General features: G+C 54.5%; 22 protein-coding genes. 16 read left to right on the top strand and 6 right to left on the bottom strand.

Annotation, left to right across the window (positions count from 1 at the left end; genetic code table 11):
- Positions 1 to 227 precede the first annotated feature (227 nt).
- The 8 genes from rpmH to AINA4_RS07820 are packed head-to-tail and all read left to right on the top strand — an operon-like array spanning position 228 to position 5,062.
- A complete protein-coding gene (gene rpmH / locus AINA4_RS07855; RefSeq protein WP_096382907.1) occupies positions 228 to 365 on the top strand; it encodes a 50S ribosomal protein L34 in 138 nt (45 codons plus the stop codon).
- Between the two features lie 8 nt (positions 366 to 373).
- Positions 374 to 709, top strand: a complete 336-nt coding sequence (rnpA, locus tag AINA4_RS07850) for a ribonuclease P protein component (RefSeq protein ID WP_281786892.1) — start codon at positions 374 to 376, stop codon at positions 707 to 709.
- 41 nt (positions 710 to 750) lie between these two features.
- The gene (yidD, locus tag AINA4_RS07845) at positions 751 to 1,014 is read left to right on the top strand and encodes a membrane protein insertion efficiency factor YidD (RefSeq protein ID WP_281787663.1); all 264 of its coding nucleotides are present in this window, start codon (positions 751 to 753) and stop codon (positions 1,012 to 1,014) included.
- A gap of 7 nt (positions 1,015 to 1,021) precedes the next feature.
- Positions 1,022 to 1,984 (top strand): membrane protein insertase YidC, encoded by a 963-nt coding sequence (gene yidC, locus AINA4_RS07840; RefSeq protein WP_281786891.1) that lies wholly within the window; start codon positions 1,022 to 1,024, stop codon positions 1,982 to 1,984.
- Between the two features lie 2 nt (positions 1,985 to 1,986).
- Positions 1,987 to 2,481: a R3H domain-containing nucleic acid-binding protein gene (locus AINA4_RS07835; protein WP_096382916.1), complete on the top strand. Its 495-nt coding sequence runs from the start codon at positions 1,987 to 1,989 to the stop codon at positions 2,479 to 2,481.
- 14 nt (positions 2,482 to 2,495) lie between these two features.
- The gene (gene rsmG, locus AINA4_RS07830; protein ID WP_281786890.1) at positions 2,496 to 3,122 is read left to right on the top strand and encodes a 16S rRNA (guanine(527)-N(7))-methyltransferase RsmG; all 627 of its coding nucleotides are present in this window, start codon (positions 2,496 to 2,498) and stop codon (positions 3,120 to 3,122) included.
- Between the two features lie 37 nt (positions 3,123 to 3,159).
- Positions 3,160 to 4,113, top strand: coding sequence for a ParA family protein (locus tag AINA4_RS07825; RefSeq protein ID WP_281786888.1), 954 nt, complete (start codon positions 3,160 to 3,162; stop codon positions 4,111 to 4,113).
- Positions 4,100 to 5,062, top strand: a complete 963-nt coding sequence (locus AINA4_RS07820; RefSeq protein ID WP_281786886.1) for a ParB/RepB/Spo0J family partition protein — start codon at positions 4,100 to 4,102, stop codon at positions 5,060 to 5,062. Before AINA4_RS07825 ends, AINA4_RS07820 begins: the two co-directional genes overlap by 14 nt.
- 29 nt (positions 5,063 to 5,091) lie before the next feature.
- Here the strand turns inward: AINA4_RS07820 and AINA4_RS07815 are convergent, their stop codons facing one another.
- The 6 genes from AINA4_RS07815 to AINA4_RS07790 form a co-directional block, all read right to left on the bottom strand.
- Entirely contained in the window at positions 5,092 to 6,033 is a 942-nt protein-coding gene (locus AINA4_RS07815; RefSeq protein WP_281786885.1) for a D-alanine--D-alanine ligase, read from the bottom strand.
- A gap of 14 nt (positions 6,034 to 6,047) precedes the next feature.
- Positions 6,048 to 7,367: a PLP-dependent aminotransferase family protein gene (locus AINA4_RS07810; protein ID WP_281786883.1), complete on the bottom strand. Its 1,320-nt coding sequence runs from the start codon at positions 7,365 to 7,367 to the stop codon at positions 6,048 to 6,050.
- A gap of 84 nt (positions 7,368 to 7,451) precedes the next feature.
- Positions 7,452 to 7,778: a thioredoxin gene (gene trxA, locus AINA4_RS07805; protein WP_096382929.1), complete on the bottom strand. Its 327-nt coding sequence runs from the start codon at positions 7,776 to 7,778 to the stop codon at positions 7,452 to 7,454.
- A gap of 27 nt (positions 7,779 to 7,805) precedes the next feature.
- Positions 7,806 to 8,759 (bottom strand): thioredoxin-disulfide reductase, encoded by a 954-nt coding sequence (gene trxB / locus AINA4_RS07800; protein WP_281786881.1) that lies wholly within the window; start codon positions 8,757 to 8,759, stop codon positions 7,806 to 7,808.
- A gap of 87 nt (positions 8,760 to 8,846) precedes the next feature.
- Positions 8,847 to 10,469, bottom strand: a complete 1,623-nt coding sequence (locus AINA4_RS07795; protein ID WP_281786879.1) for a lipid II flippase MurJ — start codon at positions 10,467 to 10,469, stop codon at positions 8,847 to 8,849.
- Complete coding sequence (locus tag AINA4_RS07790) at positions 10,462 to 12,450, bottom strand: DUF6049 family protein (protein WP_281786878.1); 1,989 nt, start codon at positions 12,448 to 12,450, stop codon at positions 10,462 to 10,464. The genes AINA4_RS07795 and AINA4_RS07790 overlap by 8 nt, the downstream gene beginning before the upstream one ends.
- Positions 12,451 to 12,511: 61 nt before the next feature.
- Here AINA4_RS07790 and AINA4_RS07785 point away from each other — a divergent pair, with 61 nt between their 5' ends.
- The 8 genes from AINA4_RS07785 to AINA4_RS07750 all read left to right on the top strand — a co-directional run bounded on the left by AINA4_RS07785 (position 12,512) and on the right by AINA4_RS07750 (position 18,429).
- On the top strand, positions 12,512 to 13,936 hold the full coding sequence (locus tag AINA4_RS07785) for a CCA tRNA nucleotidyltransferase (protein ID WP_281786876.1): 1,425 nt from the start codon (positions 12,512 to 12,514) through the stop codon (positions 13,934 to 13,936).
- Between the two features lie 168 nt (positions 13,937 to 14,104).
- Positions 14,105 to 14,482 carry a 30S ribosomal protein S6 gene (gene rpsF, locus AINA4_RS07780; RefSeq protein ID WP_096382942.1) on the top strand — a complete coding sequence of 126 codons (378 nt, stop codon included), beginning with the start codon at positions 14,105 to 14,107 and terminating at the stop codon, positions 14,480 to 14,482.
- Between the two features lie 5 nt (positions 14,483 to 14,487).
- Positions 14,488 to 14,967, top strand: coding sequence for a single-stranded DNA-binding protein (locus AINA4_RS07775; RefSeq protein ID WP_096382945.1), 480 nt, complete (start codon positions 14,488 to 14,490; stop codon positions 14,965 to 14,967).
- A 64-nt stretch (positions 14,968 to 15,031) separates the two neighbouring features.
- Entirely contained in the window at positions 15,032 to 15,295 is a 264-nt protein-coding gene (gene rpsR / locus AINA4_RS07770; protein ID WP_096382948.1) for a 30S ribosomal protein S18, read from the top strand.
- 11 nt (positions 15,296 to 15,306) lie between these two features.
- A complete protein-coding gene (rplI, locus tag AINA4_RS07765; protein WP_096382950.1) occupies positions 15,307 to 15,759 on the top strand; it encodes a 50S ribosomal protein L9 in 453 nt (150 codons plus the stop codon).
- A gap of 451 nt (positions 15,760 to 16,210) precedes the next feature.
- The gene (dnaB, locus tag AINA4_RS07760) at positions 16,211 to 17,578 is read left to right on the top strand and encodes a replicative DNA helicase (protein WP_281786874.1); all 1,368 of its coding nucleotides are present in this window, start codon (positions 16,211 to 16,213) and stop codon (positions 17,576 to 17,578) included.
- A 39-nt stretch (positions 17,579 to 17,617) separates the two neighbouring features.
- Positions 17,618 to 18,178, top strand: a complete 561-nt coding sequence (locus tag AINA4_RS07755) for a hypothetical protein (protein WP_281786873.1) — start codon at positions 17,618 to 17,620, stop codon at positions 18,176 to 18,178.
- Positions 18,175 to 18,429 (top strand): hypothetical protein, encoded by a 255-nt coding sequence (locus tag AINA4_RS07750; RefSeq protein WP_281786871.1) that lies wholly within the window; start codon positions 18,175 to 18,177, stop codon positions 18,427 to 18,429. Before AINA4_RS07755 ends, AINA4_RS07750 begins: the two co-directional genes overlap by 4 nt.
- The last annotated feature ends 3 nt before the right edge of the window (positions 18,430 to 18,432 follow it).

Below are 18,432 nucleotides of genomic sequence, written 5' to 3'. Positions count from 1 at the left end.
GACCGTATCGAAAACCTGTGGATTAAGGCAACTCCAGTTTTTCAAAAAGAGTGTGTCGTTGCGAAATATTTCTCCCTTGGGCATTCATAATCTTGAGTTTGTATGTCCTCTGGTTTGACGCAGACGCTTCTAACCTTTAGATTTAATCGGTTGATGCCTTTTGTGCATCCCACTGTTTTGCGCCGCGCAGATATGGCGCGCGACATCACCGTCATGGAGATTGACTTATGAGCAAGAGAACGTTCCAACCCAACAACCGTCGTCGTGCGAAGGTTCACGGCTTCCGTTTGCGTATGCGTACCCGCGCCGGCCGCGCCATCTTGGCTGCTCGCCGCCGTAAGGGCCGCTCCGAACTTTCCGCTTAGTATCGGCCGTGCTCGACCGGGCACACCGATTGGCTTTGCCAACGGACTTCCGTCGAATCATTCGTCGCGGAACGAAACAGACCTCGTCTTTGGTGGTTGCTTATGCAGCCCCGTCTGATCGAGGTCTTTCTCGTTTCGGGATGGTGACTTCTAAGGCTGTAGGTAACGCGCCTACGAGAAATCGTGTTCGTCGCCAGCTTCGGGCTATCGCGTGGGAAGTCAAAGATAACTACAGCGCAGATTTCGTCATACGCGCGTTACCAGCTGCCGCCCAGTCTTCCTGGGAAGAATTACACACCGATGTACTTCGAGCAATTGACTCGTTAGGAGAAAAAGTTCAGTGAAAAAGCTGCTTTCTTTTCTCTACCTTTTGCCTCGAAACATCATGATTGTGTTGGCTTTGGCCTACCGAAAACTCATTTCGCCATTGTATGGAGACGTCTGTCGGTACTACCCAACATGCTCACACTACGGACTTCAGGCACTTCAACAACGAGGCGTCATTGTGGGTTCTGGCCTAACTCTGCGTAGGCTAGGAAGGTGCAACCCGTGGGCACTCGGTGGCGTCGATGACGTGCCGCCCGCGAAGCACAAGTTTTTTCGTGTCACAGCACACGGTTTTGTTGTGATGAATGAAGGAAGGGCGTAACGCTCCTATGGATATTATCGGCGCTATTCTGTGGCCAATTAAGTGGGCCATTGAACTTATCTTGGTGTCCTTCCACTGGTTATTCACCACTCTTGGAATGGACCCAGATGCAGGTGCTACTTGGGTTCTCGCTATCGTCGGACTTGTTGTTGTCGTTCGTGCAGCACTCATTCCCGTCTTTGTTCGTCAGATCAAGAGCCAGCGGAAAATGCTGGAGATTGCGCCGGATCTGAAGAAAATCCAGGATAAATACAAGGGCAAGAAGGACCAGTTCTCACGCGAAGCAATGTCTCGCGAAACCATGGAACTTTATCGCCGCACTGGAAGCAACCCTCTGAGCTCCTGCCTGCCGCTTTTGTTGCAGATGCCTATCTTCTTTGGCCTTTTCTCGGTACTTAACGATGTAGCAGTCAAACAAGGTGCTGCTGGTGTTGGTCCCATGAACGCCGAGCTTGCTCAGTCGTTCTACAACGCGAGCCTTTTTGGTGTGGCCCCACTTCACACGACCTTCGTTCAGGCAATGAATGCAAACCCACCACAGGTTTCGGTCATGGTTATTGCCATGACCATGGTGGTTTTGATGACGGCATCGCAGTTCATCACTCAGCTGCAAATTGTTTCTAAGAACATGTCCGAGGAAACCAAGGCAAGTCCTGCTTTCCGTCAGCAGCGCATCTTGCTTTACATCCTCCCCCTCGTCTTTGCCTTCTCGGGCTTCACTTTCCCTCTTGGTGTGATGTTCTACTGGCTTGTATCCAACTTCTGGACCATGGGGCAGCAGTTCATTGTGATCCGCAACATGCCCACTCCTGGTAGCCAGGCAGCAAAAGACCGCGAAGAGCGCCTAGCGCGCCGCGGCAAACTACCCAAGGGAACCCCTGAAGTTATTGAGATTGAAGAACCTAAGCCAGCACAGCGCGTACAGCCCGTGAGCAAGAACCGCGCTAAGAAGTCCGGAAAGAAGAAATAACCGTGTCTGAAACCGAAGCAAAAGCAGCACCAAGCCTCAAAGACCTCGAAAACGAGGGTGATGTCGCCGCTGATTACATCGAAGAACTGCTCGACATCGCCGATTTAGACGGAGATCTGGACATAGACGCCCGTAATGGTCGTGCCTACGTCTCTGTAACCGCTTCAGAGCAGGGAAACGTTCGTGTTCTTTCACGCCCCGAAACCGTAGCGGCACTGCAAGAACTCACTCGTCTTGCTGTTCAGAACAAGACCGGACAGTTCTCTCGCCTCATCCTTGACGTGGGTGGCTCACGCCAAACTCGAGAACAGGAACTCGCAGCACTCGTGGATGCAGCAGCTGCTCGCCTGGAAAACGGCGCTTCAGCAGCCGCACTTCCTCCCATGAGCTCCTACGAACGCAAGCTTGTGCACGATCTTGTGAGCGAACGAGGCCTGGTGTCTCACTCTGACGGCGAGGGCAAAGACCGTCACACCGTCATCACTGCCGGCAAATAGTTTCACGTGAAACATTGACTTCGGAATATGAAGCGGAGCCAGCTCAAGCGGCTCAGATTTTTGGCGAACAGATTGATGTAGCGCGCCAATTTACGGCCAATCTTGCGCAATATGGTGAGGAACTCGGTCTTATCGGCCCGCTTGAGCTTCCTCGGCTGTGGACTCGCCATATCCTCAACTGTGCCGTTGTTGCGCCACTTCTCCATGGTCGTGTCGGCGACGTGGGCAGCGGAGCGGGCCTCCCCGGCCTTGTTCTTGCTATTGCTCGCCCAGATGTGGACTTTACCCTCATTGAGCCCATGGAGCGCCGCACCGCATGGCTGAATGATCAGGTAGTCGCTCTGGGCCTCACCAACGTCACTGTTGTCCGTGATCGTGCAGAAGACGTCCGCCGTGACGTATTGCTTGACCAGGTCACAGCACGGGCTGTCAGCGCGTTGAAGAAACTGATCCCCATGACAGTGCCCCTCGTTCGTCCAGGTGGAGAACTCGTGTTGATGAAGGGCGCCGGCGCTCAGGCTGAAATTGAGGCGGCTGCCAAGCAAATCAAAGCATTCAAACTGCACAACGTCGAGGTCCTGACCCTGGGTGAGGGTCTCCTCGATGACGTAACAAGGGTGGTTCGGGCTACAGTTGAGTAGGTCCGCAATCTCCACACCACCGAGGTAAAGGTTTCACGTGAAACATCCTGAAGAAACGAGCACAACGTCAACTGTTGACGTTGATTCTCCGTTAGCTAAGGAACTCAGTGACCTGACGGCACGACGTCGAATCCTGGATCAAACACCGCCGCCGCTTCCCCAGCGCCCTCGCGTCTTTACGGTCTCCAACCAAAAAGGTGGAGTGGGTAAAACCACCACCACGGTCAACATTGCAGCGGCCCTGGCTCGCTTTGGCGCCAAAGTACTCGTTATTGATCTCGATCCCCAAGGAAATGCTTCTACGGCTCTGGGAATTGAACACCATGGGGACATCCCCAGCATTTATGACGTCCTCGTCGAGGGAAAACCACTCGTAGACGTTATTCAAAAGAGCACAGAAGAAGGCGAGCTGTATTGCGCGCCCTCCAACCTGGACCTTGCTGGGGCAGAACTTCAAATGTATGGGCGCGAGCGCCGCGAATATTTGCTGCGTGACGCACTGGAACAGCTTTTCGCTAGCCCCGGCAATGACTACAACTACGTTTTCATCGACTGCCCACCCTCATTAGGGTTGCTCACCATTAATGCGTTTACCTGCGCACGCGAGGTATTAATCCCCATTCAGTGCGAGTACTACGCTCTCGAGGGGCTGTCCCAGCTGCTCAACACCATTGAGATGATCAACCAGGGCCTCAACCCCTACCTTCAGGTGTCCACAATCTTGCTCACCATGTTTGATAGCAGAACCAGATTGGCTCACGAGGTAGCAGAGGACGTGCGCACACACTTCCCCCAGCAAGTTCTTAAAGCTGTCATTCCTCGGGCAGTGCGTGTTTCTGAAGCCCCCAGCTACAGCCAGACTGTCGTGAGCTACGACACAATGTCTGTTGGCTCCATTTCTTACATTGAGGCTGCCCACGAGATTGCTCTGCGCGGCGCACCACCTTCACATCGTTCCCCAGCACAGGAGGCCACACATGGCAACGAATAAGCGCACAGGCTTGGGCCGAGGCATTGGTTCGCTCATTCCTACTGCACCCAATGCTGAGCGACCGGTAGATGTCTTTTTCCCCGACCAAACAGCAACAGGGTCCATCCCTGTTGCATCAGAGCAACAAAAAGAGCTGGTTGAGGTTCCCGGTGCACGCCTTGCTTACATCTCCCCCAACCTGGTGGTTCCTAACCCTCAGCAGCCTCGTAAGGTATTCAACCCTGAAGACCTAGCTGAACTGGTTCACAGCATCCGCGAAATTGGCATCTTGCAGCCCATCGTTGTGCGCAGCATTCCCGGGTCCGACAATTACGAACTCATCATGGGTGAACGCCGTCTGCGCGCGTCGAAAGAAGTGGGTCTCGAGCAGATTCCTGTCATCATTCGCGAGACCGCTGACGAAGACATGCTTCGTGACGCACTGCTGGAGAATCTGCACCGCTCACAACTGAACCCACTGGAAGAAGCTTCGGCATACCAGCAGCTCATGGCTGACTTTGGAATTACTCAAGAGCAGCTCGCTGAACGCATCGGACGCTCTCGTCCCCAGATCTCTAACACCATCCGTTTGCTTCGTCTTCCACCGCTAGTTCAAAAGCGGGTGGCTGCCGGTGTTCTGAGCGCAGGCCACGCGCGTGCCATCTTGTCTGTTTCAGACCCAGAGGCCATGCAGCGCCTCGCCGACAAGATCGTCAACGAGGATCTCTCTGTTCGCGCCGCCGAGGCGCTCGCAGGCGAGGCCCCCACAGCCAAGAAGCCTAAGCCTGTAGCGGGAACACGTCGCGGTCACCTCGACGAGATTGCTGAGCGGCTCGGAGATCGCCTAGATACACGTGTGAAAATCTCCTTGAGCGCTAAAAAAGGCCTGATCAGCATCGAATTTGCAACCATCGGCGACCTCAACAGAATCCTCACCGAGCTCGGTGAGACTCCGTTCGGTAGCAACTAGTTTCCACGTGAAACGGGGGGCCTAGTGCCCTAGTTTTGTGCTGCGCGGGCGAGTGCTTCGTAGAGTGCGCCAACATCTACACCGGATGCTTCAATCGCGAGTGGAGCACTTGACGTCTCGGTAAGCCCGGGCAGGGAGTTCGCTTCTAAGAACCAGGGAACCCCGGAGTCATCCACGATGAGGTCGATTCGGGAGATCTGTGAGAGCCCCAGAGTTTCGTGCACCGTCACGGCAGCCGAGGCAATCGCTGCTGAAACCTGATCTGACAAGCGAGCAGGGACAAAGAACGTGGTCTCCCCGGCGTTGTAGCGGGCCTCAAAGCTATATACGCCCTCCAGTGGGACGATTTCCACTGCGGGCAGGGCTTGTGCCCCAGAAGGGCCATCAGTGACAGTCACGGCGACTTCCGTGCCGGAAATGTATTTTTCAATCAGGGCAACGTCGTGATACGTAAATGCATCCACCATCGCACGCGGCAGGTCTTCTGCCTGAGTAACGATGGAGACACCCTGTGCAGATCCACCTGAAGCAGGCTTAACCACGACATGATTTCCCAGTTCAGAGCTAATTAATTCCAAAACAGAACCGGCACCAAGTTCACGGAACGCTTCACGCGCAATAGTCAGCGAAGGGGCAGTGGCCACTCCAGCCCGAGACACTAAAGTTTTGGCAACTGGCTTGGACCATGCCAAACGGGCTGCCTGGGCAGAGGGGCCAACATAGGAGTAACCAGCTGCTCGGAGCAAATCAAGAATGGCACCGTCTTCACCGCTTGCTCCGTGCAATGCGGGCCACACCACATCTGGCTTGAGCGTGGCAAGCGTGGCAAACAACGAAGCATCTGGGTCAATGATGGTCACATTGTGACCGCGTGCAATCAGCGCATCGGCAACACGTCGACCAGAGCGTAACGACACTTCACGCTCGTGAGAGATTCCTCCGGAAAGAACCGCAATGGTGAGAGAAGACATAGTGGCCTCGTTTCCTAGCTGAGATCTGGTGGAGGAGCAATGACGTTATCGTCACCGTGAGCAGCAATGAGAGAACCAGTTCCGGCAAAATCGGCGAGCAGGTCTAGTTCACCGCGAATGACTGTGGCAAGACGTCGAATACCGATTCTGATGTTCTCTGGTGTGGGGTAGCAGAAAGACAGGCGAATGTTCTGGCGGCCTGTTCCATCGGCAAAGAATGCTGTCCCAGGTGTGTACGCAACAAGTTCCGAGACTGCGCGAGGCAGCATCGCCTTGGAATCAAGGTTCTCAGGCAGTGTGCACCAGATGTAAAACCCACCGTTGGGAACATTCCAGCTCAAATCAGGCAAATACTCATTCAGCGCATCCAACATTGCATCACGGCGTTCTTTATAGACACCACGGAATGTTTCGATCTGGCCTTTCCAGTCCGCTTGGCTCAAATATTCACTAATCACCATTTGGCTAAACGAGCTGGGGCACAAAATTGCTGATTCAGCAGCCAAAACGAGCTTTTCTCGGATGGCGTGGGGAGCTAAAGCCCACCCCACACGGAAACCGGGAGCCAAAGTCTTGGAGAAGGACCCCAAATAAATCACGCCGTCCTCATTCAAAGAACGAATGGCGGGTGGAACATCTTCCTCGAAAGAAAGAAGACCGTAGGGGTTGTCTTCCAGGACGAGAATGCCGTTGTCCTGACAAATCTGAAGAATTTCAGGACGACGCTCAGCGGAGAGCGTTACACCGGCAGGGTTGTGAAAGTTTGGGATGGTGTACAAAAACTTGATGGTGCGCCCAGACGCCTGAACCTGCGCAATGGCCTCACGTAATTTCTGTGGGATCAGCCCGTGCTCATCCATGAGGACATGCACGACATCAGCTTGGTAACTGCGAAAAACACCGATAGCGCCGACATAACTGGGTGCTTCAGCAAGAATCACGTCACCGGGATCAATGAAAAGCTTGGTGACCAAATCCAAAGCCTGCTGGCTACCCGTGGTGACGACCACGTCGTCAACGGAGGCGTTAATGCCTTCAAGTGCCATGATTTCGAGGATTTGCTCACGCAGCGCTGGAACTCCTTGGCCTGAGCCATACTGCATCGCCATGGGGCCGTTCTCGCTCATGACCTTCTCGAGAGCACCGTTGACTAAAGACTCGGGAAGAGCCCGAACATAGGGCATTCCACCGGCAAGGGAGACAACTTCTGGGCGTGAGGCAACCGCGAAAAGCGCGCGCACTTCAGAGGCGCTCAGACCGGAGGTTCGGCTGGCGTAATGATTGAACCAGGGGTCAAGGTTGATTTCTTGACCCGTCTCGTTAGTCTCGGCCACAGAACAATCGTAGTTGGGAAAAACAGCGGTTAAATGCAGGGGGCCGCCGGGATCAACCCCGACGGCCCCCTGCTGAGAAGCGAATTAGCCGATGAAGTCAGCCAGATCGTGCTCGAGAGCAGGCTTGGGCTTCGCACCAATGATGGTCTTTGCGACCTCACCGTTGACGAAAACTTTCATCGCAGGAATTGAGGTGATTTGGTAAGCCATCGCGGTCTGAGGGTTCTCATCCACGTTGAGCTTGACGATTTCCAGCTTGTCACCGTGCTCAGCTCGAAGCTGGTCGAGGATGGGTCCTACGGCGCGGCAGGGGCCGCACCATTCTGCCCAGAAGTCCACGAGAACAGGCTTAGTGCTCTTGAGGACGTCTGCGTCAAAGCTTGCGTCAGTTACTGCGGGTGCTGCAGACATGATTTCTCCTTAGTCGTAAAACGTTGCTTAGTTGTTTGCGGCCTGTGCGAGGGTTTCGACAGGAAGTGATTGGAGGTAGTGCTCGGCGTCTAAGGCTGCGACAGTTCCACTGGCGGCAGCAGTGACAGCCTGGCGATATGTGGGGTCAATGACGTCACCTGCGGCAAAAACACCGGTCAGGTTGGTCATGGAGGTGCGACCCTTGACGGCAATGGTGCCTTCCGGGGTGAGGTCAAGCTGACCATGAATGAGCTGGGTACGAGGGTCATTACCAATGGCGATGAAGAGCCCGTCGAGGGGGAGTTCGCTGAGGTCACCAGTGACCGTGTTCTTCAGTGTCACTGAAGTCAGGTTTCTCTCACCGTTGATGGAATCAATCGTCGAGTTCCACAGGAATTCAATCTTGGGGTTCGCGTGTGCACGGTCTTGCATGATCTTGGATGCACGCAGTGTCTCTGAGCGGTGAATGACATAGACCTTGTCAGCAAAACGCGTGAGGAAGTTAGCTTCTTCCATAGCGGAGTCGCCACCGCCAACAATGGCAACGGTCTTCTGTCGGAAGAAGAAGCCATCGCAGGTTGCACACCAGGAAACACCGTGACCGGAGAGGCGGTCTTCGCCCTCCAAGCCAAGCTTGCGGTAAGCAGATCCGGTAGCAAAAATCACAGAAAGCGCTTCAAAAGTCTGACCGCCACCGGTTACTACGCGCTTGACGTCGCCGGAGAGCTCAACACTGACAACATCATCGAGTAGAACTTCTGCACCGAACTTTTCTGCCTGTTCCTGCATCTTCATCATCAGGTCTGGCCCCATGATTCCCTCAGGGAAGCCGGGGAAGTTCTCAACCTCAGTGGTGTTCATCAGTTCACCGCCTGCTTCGACGGAGCTGGCAATAACGAGAGGCTTAAAGTTCGCGCGTGCAGCATAAATCGCAGCGGTGTATCCGGCAGGACCGGAACCAATAATGATGACTTGACGCACGAGGCACTCCTAGAAAGCGGCAATTTCAGCCGAAAGTAAGGCAATGAGTAGAACCCAGTCTACTGGCGGAATATTCCCGAATCGGGGTTATCGGCTCAGGCGGGACCGTAATTGACCAAACAATTGGTGAACTTCCTTCACCCGCATGATCCACAACAAGAGCAGGAAGACTCCGGTCACGACCAGACCAATTCCAACCATGGCCACAATCGCGTTAAGAATGCTTTCTTGGGCATATCCGGTGGCTGTCAATGAACCGAATTGGTTACTGACAATCAGCCCAATAAATCCAGCTATGGCAGCGGCGATGTAGCCGCGTACTGCCGTGCTGGCAATGCCACTTTTACGAACCTCAGGAAGTGTTTTGCGCAGCACCGCCCAGGTCACAATTGCTTGAATAATGACGGATATGGCAAGCGAGGTACACACTGCCAGGGTAATCACGGTGACGTAAATCTGAGAGCTCAGCAAAATGAGCACCACATAGACACCGACCTGCAACACCGTGAGCCAAAACATTAGAGGTGCTTTGCCTTGAACAAGGAAGATGCGGAACATGACATACACCGCACTGAAGGCTGGAAGTCCGAGCACCAGCACCATGATCAGCCAGCCCAGGTTAATCACCGAGAGGAAGTTTTCACTGAAAATACGGGACAGAGGAAATGCCACAGCCAATAATCCAGCAGCAGCCCAGCAGATAAACAAGCCGATCTGACGCAGCGCAGTGGAAGCATCTCCAGCCATGCCCTCACGATTGCCAGCTGCATGGTCTTTACTCATTCGTGTGAAGTAGACCGTGCCCATAGAGACAGCAATAATCGAGTGTGGCAGCAGGAAAATCAGCCACGCAGTGGTCATCGTGAACACCGACGCACCTTGGCCTGAAGCAAGTGCAACCACGTTGGTTTGAACAATGATGCTCAGCTGAGTCAGCAGCACAACACCAAAGGTCCAGCCGACCATCTTGCCGGTTTCACGAAGGCCAACACCGCGCCAAACAAAATCTGGCGCAAAGCTCAGCCCATTCTTCTTCCAGAAGACAGTCAGAATTAGTGCCTGTGCAGCCACGCCCGCCGTCGCGCTTCCTGCCAAAACCGCAACCATGGCTGGGGTCCAATCCACAACGCTGCGCTCGCCGGCGGTATCAACACCAAACAACAGCATGAAGGCAACGATGCCAAGGATTCCAACGACGTTGTTCAGTGCGGGTGCCCAGGTGAATGGCCCAAAGGAGCCGCGAGCATTGAGAACCTCACCGAGGATTGTGTAGAGCCCATAAAAGAAAATCTGTGGCAAACACCAGTAGGCGAATGCGGTTGCCAACGCCAACTGATCCGCAGACCAGCGGGTCGCATAAAGCGTGATGAGAAGCGGCGCAGCAATCATGGCTATTGCGGTGACACCGAGCAAAACCAGGATGGTCATTGTCATGAGCTTGTTGACGTAACTGGCACCACCATCAGAGTTGCTGGCAGATTTCACGATGGCCGGAACCAAAGTGGCGGTGAGTACTCCGCCAGAGACCAGCACATAGATGCTGTTGGGCATTTGGTTCGCGACGGCGAACGCATCGGCACCAGCACTGGCCACAACACCTAAAGCTTGGGCCAAAATAATGGCCTTGAAGAATCCCAATGCACGAGAGACGACCGTGCCGGAGCCGAGGAGGACGCTTGCACGACCAACCGAGGCCTGAGGATTAGACATCTTCTGATTGTCCCTGCTTTCGGCGGCGAAGTGTGCGAATCACACCGGCGGTAATCAAACCCACGAAAGCAATTCCCACGGCTGTGAGTCCCCACGTTTCCCAGTCGGCTCGCACATTCACAGGGATTCCAACGGGTTGCCCCACGGGAACACCCTCAACCGAGCGCAGCGTGACAGTCAGAATGGCACTGCCATTTCCAACCTGTGCTTGAACAGGAATTCTTGCTTTAGCTTGGGATTCAGGCTGGATGGTGATGGTTTCTTCTCCGTTGACCAACAGTCGGCCATTATTAGGGTCACCATTGACCACAACTGTTACGGCTTGGGTTAAGGCGTTGTTGACGGAGATCGGAATATTTGCCTGACCACCCACCATGTTGATGGTGCTGCTGGTGACCACGCTCACTGAGTTGAGCAGCTTCTCTGTTACTTCATTGTGAGCAATGACCGCGCTACCCCAGTTCGGATCTCCTAACCAAGAAACCGACAGTACTGCAGCCAAGTCACGTGCTGCAGGGCTGGTGATCAGGCTGGGGTCTTCAGCAATAGTTGAGAAAGATGAAACTTGAGCATTTTGCCCCAGCAGCGCGCGGACTGTGCCAGTACGCTCTTCAGACTCGGGGGAGTCCACAAGTGCAAGTTCCGTTGTGGCAGAACCCAATCCAGCAGCGACAGAACCTGAGGTGACCCAGGGCAAACCAGTAAGAGCATCGAGCATTTGGCCGGTTTTACTCAAACCCGTGATGGAGAAGCTTCGAGGCAGCCCGCCATATAGGGCACCACCAGTTGCGGGGTCGAGTGCAGCTGCAGCAAGGTAGGACGCTCCTCGTGAAACATCGTCATGAGAAAGCGCTGAACTCAACCCTGCGTTCGTGACCACAGCAGGCATTCCAGAAACAATCCCAGCAGAGGCTGTCTCAGCAAGGTTCTGTGAGGAGAGAATCACCTGGGAGTACCCGTTTGCAGAGAAAATTCCGAGATCAGAGCCAGAAACAGTGCCACCAGCTGGCCACGCTAGAGAACTGAACCTGGGAGTGAAAGAAACCGTAGTGACCTCTGGAACACCAGGAGTGGGTGTGGGAGTGGCGCTCGCCGTGGACGCGGCAGTACCCGCCACAATATCTGTCGTGATTGGCGCGAGCAGCGTAGTTGCTCCGGCTTGAGCCTGGGCAGAAATATCTGCATTGGCATAAGGCAACAGGAACGATTCGTTCGGCAGCGCTTTCAGCAAATCCAGCCACAACTGAACGTTTTCTGGAATTGTGTCACCCAAAGCAGCAATCGAGCTGATGATGCGTGGGTCAACCCCGATTGCAACGGTCCGGCCTTGAGCTAGTTGAAGCTGGCGTGTGAGAACTCCGCTGGGGCCGGTGAGCTCAACGAGCTTCTGTGAGCTGAGCACTCCGGCGGAATCTGCCGGGGGAACAATGGCCAAGATTGTGGTCATCGCCGCAGGGGAGGGAGCTGTTCCTGCAGTCCAGACAAATGAAGAACGAGCGCTCGCTGTGCTCACACCGGAAACCTGATAGTCAGCGGCAAGACCACGTGGCCCCCACAATGAACCAAAGCGACCTGAAGCCAGAGGTAGTTCAGCACTAACCGTCACCGTTTCCCCAGCAGAAACGGCGGGTACGTCAATAGAAGTGAGGAAACGGCCAGTTTGTTGAGTGTCACTGGAGGAGTACCATTCATCCAGATCAACGAGTGTGTTCAGCACACCAGAAGGCGCAGTAATCGTGACCTCGCCCGCGGGAATGTCATCGGTGCCCTCGTTGGTCACGGTGACACTTGTTGCCAAGGTTTCACCCGGTCCCGCACTGAGAGCGGAGGGCGTCAGCGTGAGTGAAACCTCGTCTGCTGCCTTCGCACCAGGCTGGAGTCCCGTCACCATCAGTGCCGTAATGAGAAGAGCCCCGCACCAGCGCACCAGCTGTGCACTCAGTGATGCACGGTTGGCTCGTGAAATCACTGCAGAGGGCATCCTGCCATTGTAGGCGTCGCAACCGTGTTAGCGCCCGATGCTCCCCGTAGAATGACGGGAAATGCACAGTGCCGCCTCAGCAATCGAATCAATTACTCGTTTGAGTACTTCGCCCAGCGTTTCACGCCTGGCGAAAGCCTTTGCCGACGCCGGATATGAACTGGCGCTCGTAGGTGGCCCCGTTCGCGACGCCTTTCTTGGTCACGCCGTGCATGACCTCGACTTCACGACGAATGCCCGCCCCGATGACATCTTGCACATCGTTGAACCCATCTCTGAAGCACAGTGGGACATCGGCCGCGACTTTGGCACCATCGGTGCCCAGATAGCCGGCGAGAAGGTGGAAATCACCACTTATCGAGCAGATCACTATGACGGAAAGACGCGTAAACCAGAGGTTGCTTTTGGCGACAGCCTTGAAGAAGACCTGTTGAGGCGAGATTTCCGTGTCAACGCGATGGCCGTCCGTTTACCGGAGCTCATTCTTGTTGACCCCTCCGGCGGGGTGGAAGACCTCCAAGCAAAGATTCTTCGTGCACCAAAATCGGCAGAAGTTTCTTTCACCGAAGACCCCTTACGCATGATGCGCGCAGCACGCTTTGCCTCTCAACTCGGATTCCACCCCGATGCGGAAACTGAGTGGGCAATGACAGAGTTTGCCGGTGCCATTGAGAACATTTCTGCTGAGCGTGTGAACGAAGAACTGTGCAAACTCCTGCAAACAGATCACCCCCGTGCTGGCATTGAGCTTCTCGTGAGCACCGGCATTGCAGCGATTGTGTTACCCGAGATTCCCGCACTTCGCCTTGAAGTGGATGAACACCATCACCACAAGGATGTGTATGAGCACAGCCTGACAGTGCTCGAACAAGCCATCGACTTGGAAAAGGAACGGAACCCAGGCGAACCTGCCGATGTCACATTGCGGCTAGCAGCACTCCTGCACGACATCGGCAAGCCGGCCACAAGGCAGCTGGAACCGGGTGGCGCTGTGAGCTTTCACCACCATGACCTTGTGGGTGCCAAGCTGGCATCCAAGCGCATGAAGGCCCTGCGTTTTGATAAAGAAACCACCCAGAATGTGGCCAGGCTCATTGAATTGCACCTGCGTTTCTTTGGTTATTCAGATGCTGCCTGGAGTGATTCGGCTGTGCGTAGGTATGCCCGCGACGCCGGGGATCTGTTGGACCGCCTGCACATTCTCACCCGAGCAGACGTCACCACACGCAATAAACGCAAGGCGGACCGGCTCGCCTTTGCCTATGACGATTTAGAACAGCGCATCGCTGAACTTTCCGAGGCCGAAGAACTTGCGGCCATCCGTCCCGACCTCAACGGTGAAGAAATCATGGAAATCCTCGGCATTCCTGCTGGGCGTGAGGTTGGCGAGGCCTATAACTATCTGCTCAACCTGCGACTAGATGAGGGGCCGTTGGGTGCTGAAGTCGCTCGCGAACGCCTGCTCCAGTGGTGGGCAAACCGCTAGATAGCGCGGAAGTTGGACCAGCTCCGATTGGCTTAATGCTTCGAGCCGGTCTAGACTGGGGAAGTTGTCTGTGCGCCGGAAGTATCCGGCCTCCTCAGATGGCACATGCACAACCCTCCTGATACAGACCGCCTGTATCCGTTTTAGTCCGAAGGAGGTGGGTTAGTCATGCATCAGTATGAGTTGATGGTTATCCTCGATCCAGAGATCGACGAGCGCACCGTAGCTCCCAGCCTTGACAAGTTCCTCAACGTCATTCGTAACGATGGTGGAACCATCGAGAACGTTGACATCTGGGGCAAGCGTCGCTTGGCTTACGAAATCAACAAGAAGTCCGAGGGCATCTACGCCGTCGTCAACTTCACCTCAAGCGCCGACGCAACTGTCGAGCTTGACCGCCAGCTGAAGCTTTCTGAAGCTGTTATGCGTACCAAGGTTCTGCGTGCAGAGGAAGCCATTGCCATGGTTGCTGCTGCTGCAAAGCTTGCTGACGAGAAGGCTGCCCGCAAGGCCGCTGCTCCCGCCAAGGCTTCGAAGGACGCGTAAGTAACATGGCCGGCGAAACAGTCATCACCGTGGTGGGTAACCTCACGAGTGACCCCGAACTGCGTTACACGCAGAACGGACTTGCAGTCGCCAACTTCACCATCGCCTCTACTCCGCGCAACTTCGATCGCGCATCAAACGAGTGGAAAGATGGCGAGGCTCTCTTCCTTCGTGCCAGCGTCTGGCGCGAGTTTGCCGAGCATGTCGCAGGAAGCCTGACTAAGGGTTCTCGCGTTATTGCAACTGGTCGACTCAAGCAGCGCTCATACGAGACCAAGGAAGGCGAAAAGCGAACCACAATCGAACTCGAAGTAGATGAGATCGGTCCTTCGCTTCGCTACGCCACGGCAACTGTGAGCCGCGCGGCTTCCGCAGGTCGTCCCGGTGTCCCTGCAGGCAACGACGAACCTTGGGGTTCGCCGACTGCGCCTGCAGCAGACCCTTGGAACACCCCCGGTATCCCCGCAGACGATACGCCGTTCTAAACAATCCCTTGAGCTTCAGCTCACGCTGAACTCATCAATTTAAATTTACGAAAGTTAGGTAATCATGGCTGGAAAAGCTAGCGGCGGAGCCCGCAAGCCACTCCGCGGTGGCAAGGGCGCTAAGGCTCTCGCACCTGCGAAGGCTATCCGCGTTGGTGTGATCGACTACAAGGACGTCGCAACCCTTCGCAAGTTCGTTTCTGAGCGTGGAAAGATCCGCGCTCGCCGTATCACCGGTGTTTCTGTCCAGGAGCAGCGCCTCATCGCCAAGGCAGTTAAGAACGCCCGCGAGATGGCTCTTCTTCCCTACGCAGGCGCTGGCCGCTAAGGAGTCCCCACATGTCTAAGTTAATTCTGACGAATGAAGTCTCCGGTGTTGGTTCTGCTGGTGACGTTGTCGAGGTAAAGAACGGTTACGCACGTAACTACCTCATCCCTCAGGGACTTGCTGTTGCATGGTCTCGTGGTGGCGAGAAGCAGGTTGAGCAGATTCGTGCTGCTCGCACCGCACGCGAGCTCGCAACCCTCGAAGAGGCCCAGGCGCTCAAGGCAAAGATCGAAGGCAACAAGGTCAAGCTTGCTGTCAAGGTCGGCCGCGACGGTCGTCTCTTTGGTTCGGTCAAGACCGATCACATTGCTGCTGCAGTTGAGAGCGCCGGTGTTGGCGTTATCGACAAGCGCAAGATTGAAATTGCGAACCCCATCAAGTTCACTGGTGAGCACGAAGCAACCGTTCGTCTGCGTGACGACATCGTTGCAACCATCACCATTCAGGTTGTTGCTGCAAAGTAACTGCTGACAAGAACAACTCAGGGCGGGAAGCGTGAAGCTTCCCGCCCTTCTTGTTTGCCCGCGGAGAGTTGTCGGGACTCATTTTTTGCCTCAACGGGGTACAGAAACGACTGCGTAATTATGCACAGAATAGATATTTTTCCCCAAGCTTAAACACATGCTTGAAGGAAGTTAATGTTCACACCCGTGTATAACTAAAAACGCAGTTCAGAATCAATTTTTTGGGTAAACTTTTTCATTTTCCCACAGCATTATCCCCAGCTTATGAACAGACTCACCGGCGTTTCACAGGTTTCATGCACAGAGTTATCCACAGGCATATTTGGTTGCTACTTGCGTAGTTCTTACTGTTAGTACACACCCCTTAAAAGGCCTCAATGTCAGGCCAATGTCGGTGGGTAGAGATAGAACTGAACTATCAACTCAAGCAACAACAGGAAGGACCGTGATTATGTCTATTGCACACCTCGGTTCTCCATCCGAATCTCGTGAAAACTGGCAGGGTGAACGGACTCCTCCGCATGATCTTCTTGCGGAGCAAAGCGCTCTCGGCGGCATGCTGCTCAGCAAAGACGCTGTTGCAGACGTCGTCGAGATACTTCGTGGAAATGACTTCTACATTCCTAAGCATGAAGTCATTTTTGATGCCATCCTCTCCCTGTATTCGCATGGAGAGCCCACCGATGTCATTACCGTTACAGACGAGCTGACAAAGACAGGTGAACTCGGTCGCGCAGGTGGTGCGGAGTACCTGCACACACTCACTTCACTCGTTCCCACCGCAGCTAACGCAGGTTATTACGCCAACATCGTTTCGGAACGAGCACTTCTACGACGCCTTGTTGAGGCAGGAACCCGTATCGTTCAGATGGGATACGCCGGAGAGGGTGAAGCCGTTGACCTAGTCAACACCGCCCAGGCCGAGATTTATCAGGTCACCGGTTCTGTTGAAGCAGAAGACTACGTGCCTCTGACCGAGGCAGTGGACACGGCCATCGAAGAAATTGAAGCCGCCAAGGGCCGCGACGGTCAGATGACCGGTGTTCCCACAGGCTTTGCAGATCTTGACGAGCTGACCAACGGTTTCCACCCCGGCCAGCTCATCATCGTTGCAGCGCGTCCAGCATTGGGTAAGTCAACTCTGGCCCTGGACTTCTGCCGTGCAGCATCCATCAAGAACAACCTCCCCGCAATCTTCTTCTCCCTCGAAATGGGTAAGTCAGAGATCGCAATGCGTCTTCTCTCGGCAGAAGCGTCCGTTCCACTGCAAAACATGCGCAAGGGAACCGTAGATAACCGCGACTGGACCACCATTGCCAGCACGCGGGGCCGCATCAATGATGCCCCGTTCTATATCGACGACAGCCCCAACCTCACCCTGGTTGAGATTCGTGCGAAATGCCGCCGTCTCAAGCAGAAGGTTGGTTTGAAGATGGTTGTCATTGACTACCTGCAGTTGATGACCTCTGGCAAGAAGGTTGAAAACCGTCAGCAGGAAGTTTCGGAATTCTCTCGTGCGCTCAAGCTCATGGCTAAAGAGCTCCAAGTTCCTGTGATTGCGCTGTCTCAGCTCAACCGTGGACCGGAACAACGCGCCGACAAGAAGCCAGCAATTAGTGACCTCCGTGAATCTGGATCGCTGGAGCAGGACGCTGACATGGTGATTCTTCTGCACCGTGAAAGCGCGTACGAAAAAGAAAACCCCCGTGCAGGTGAGGCCGATTTCATCGTTGCCAAGCACCGTAACGGCCCTACAGCGACAATCACGGTTGGATTCCAGGGTCACCTTTCACGCTTTGCCGATATGCCCAAGGTTTAGCCGAAAAATACTTCCACAATTCGCCCGTAGAATTGACGCGTGGCTATCGCTGAGACTTCTGTGCCCCGCTTGGGCAATGCACTTATTCTGCGCGCCATCCCCACATTGATTGCCGCCCTGGTCATTACTTTCTCGCGCAACCACGCGCCCGTAGTTGGTCTTGCTGTTTTTGTCGGCTTTGGTTTCCTTCTTGCCGCTGTGACGCTGTTCACGGTCATGAGCGTTCCCCTTGACGGTCTCAACAGAAAGCTCTTTGGGGCGCACGCGATTGTTACTGCCGTGTCTGCAGCCATTGCTGCTGCCAGCCTTAGTGGTGGACTTCCCGCTCTCATTTTGGTTATCAGCATCTGGGCCGCACTTACTGCAGCACTCGAACTGTATGCCGGATATCGTGAGCAGAACAAAACAGTTGCTAAGGAATGGCTCACTATCGGCGCCTTCACAGCTGTCTTAGCCATTATTGAAGCAGCAGTTCCACTCAACGATGTCTATGCCGTAGGTCTCTTTGGTGCCTATGCTGCCATGGTTGGGGTGTTCCAAGTTATTGCAGGTATTTCTCTGCGCACCGATTCCGCACAAAAGAACGAGGTTGCCTCATGACCACCCCCACACTCCGTGACCGACTCAAGCCTTTTGAGCTGATTGTTGTGTCTGCAGTACTGGGGCTGTTTACCGGCCTCGTCGTGATGATGGTTTCTCGCGATTGGATTTTGAGCGCGGTGAGCTTTGGTATCGCATTTATTGTTGCTCTTGTTGCAATGGCAATGTTTGTCTTAGCAATCAAGCCCAACAAGCGTGAGCTATTGGACATCGAAGAACTCGATAGTTCTGCTGAGAAATCAGCCCACTAACTG

Source organism: Aurantimicrobium sp. INA4 (genome assembly GCF_027924525.1).
Lineage (GTDB): Bacteria > Actinomycetota > Actinomycetes > Actinomycetales > Microbacteriaceae > Aurantimicrobium.
This window is presented reverse-complemented; position numbering and strand designations above follow the sequence as displayed.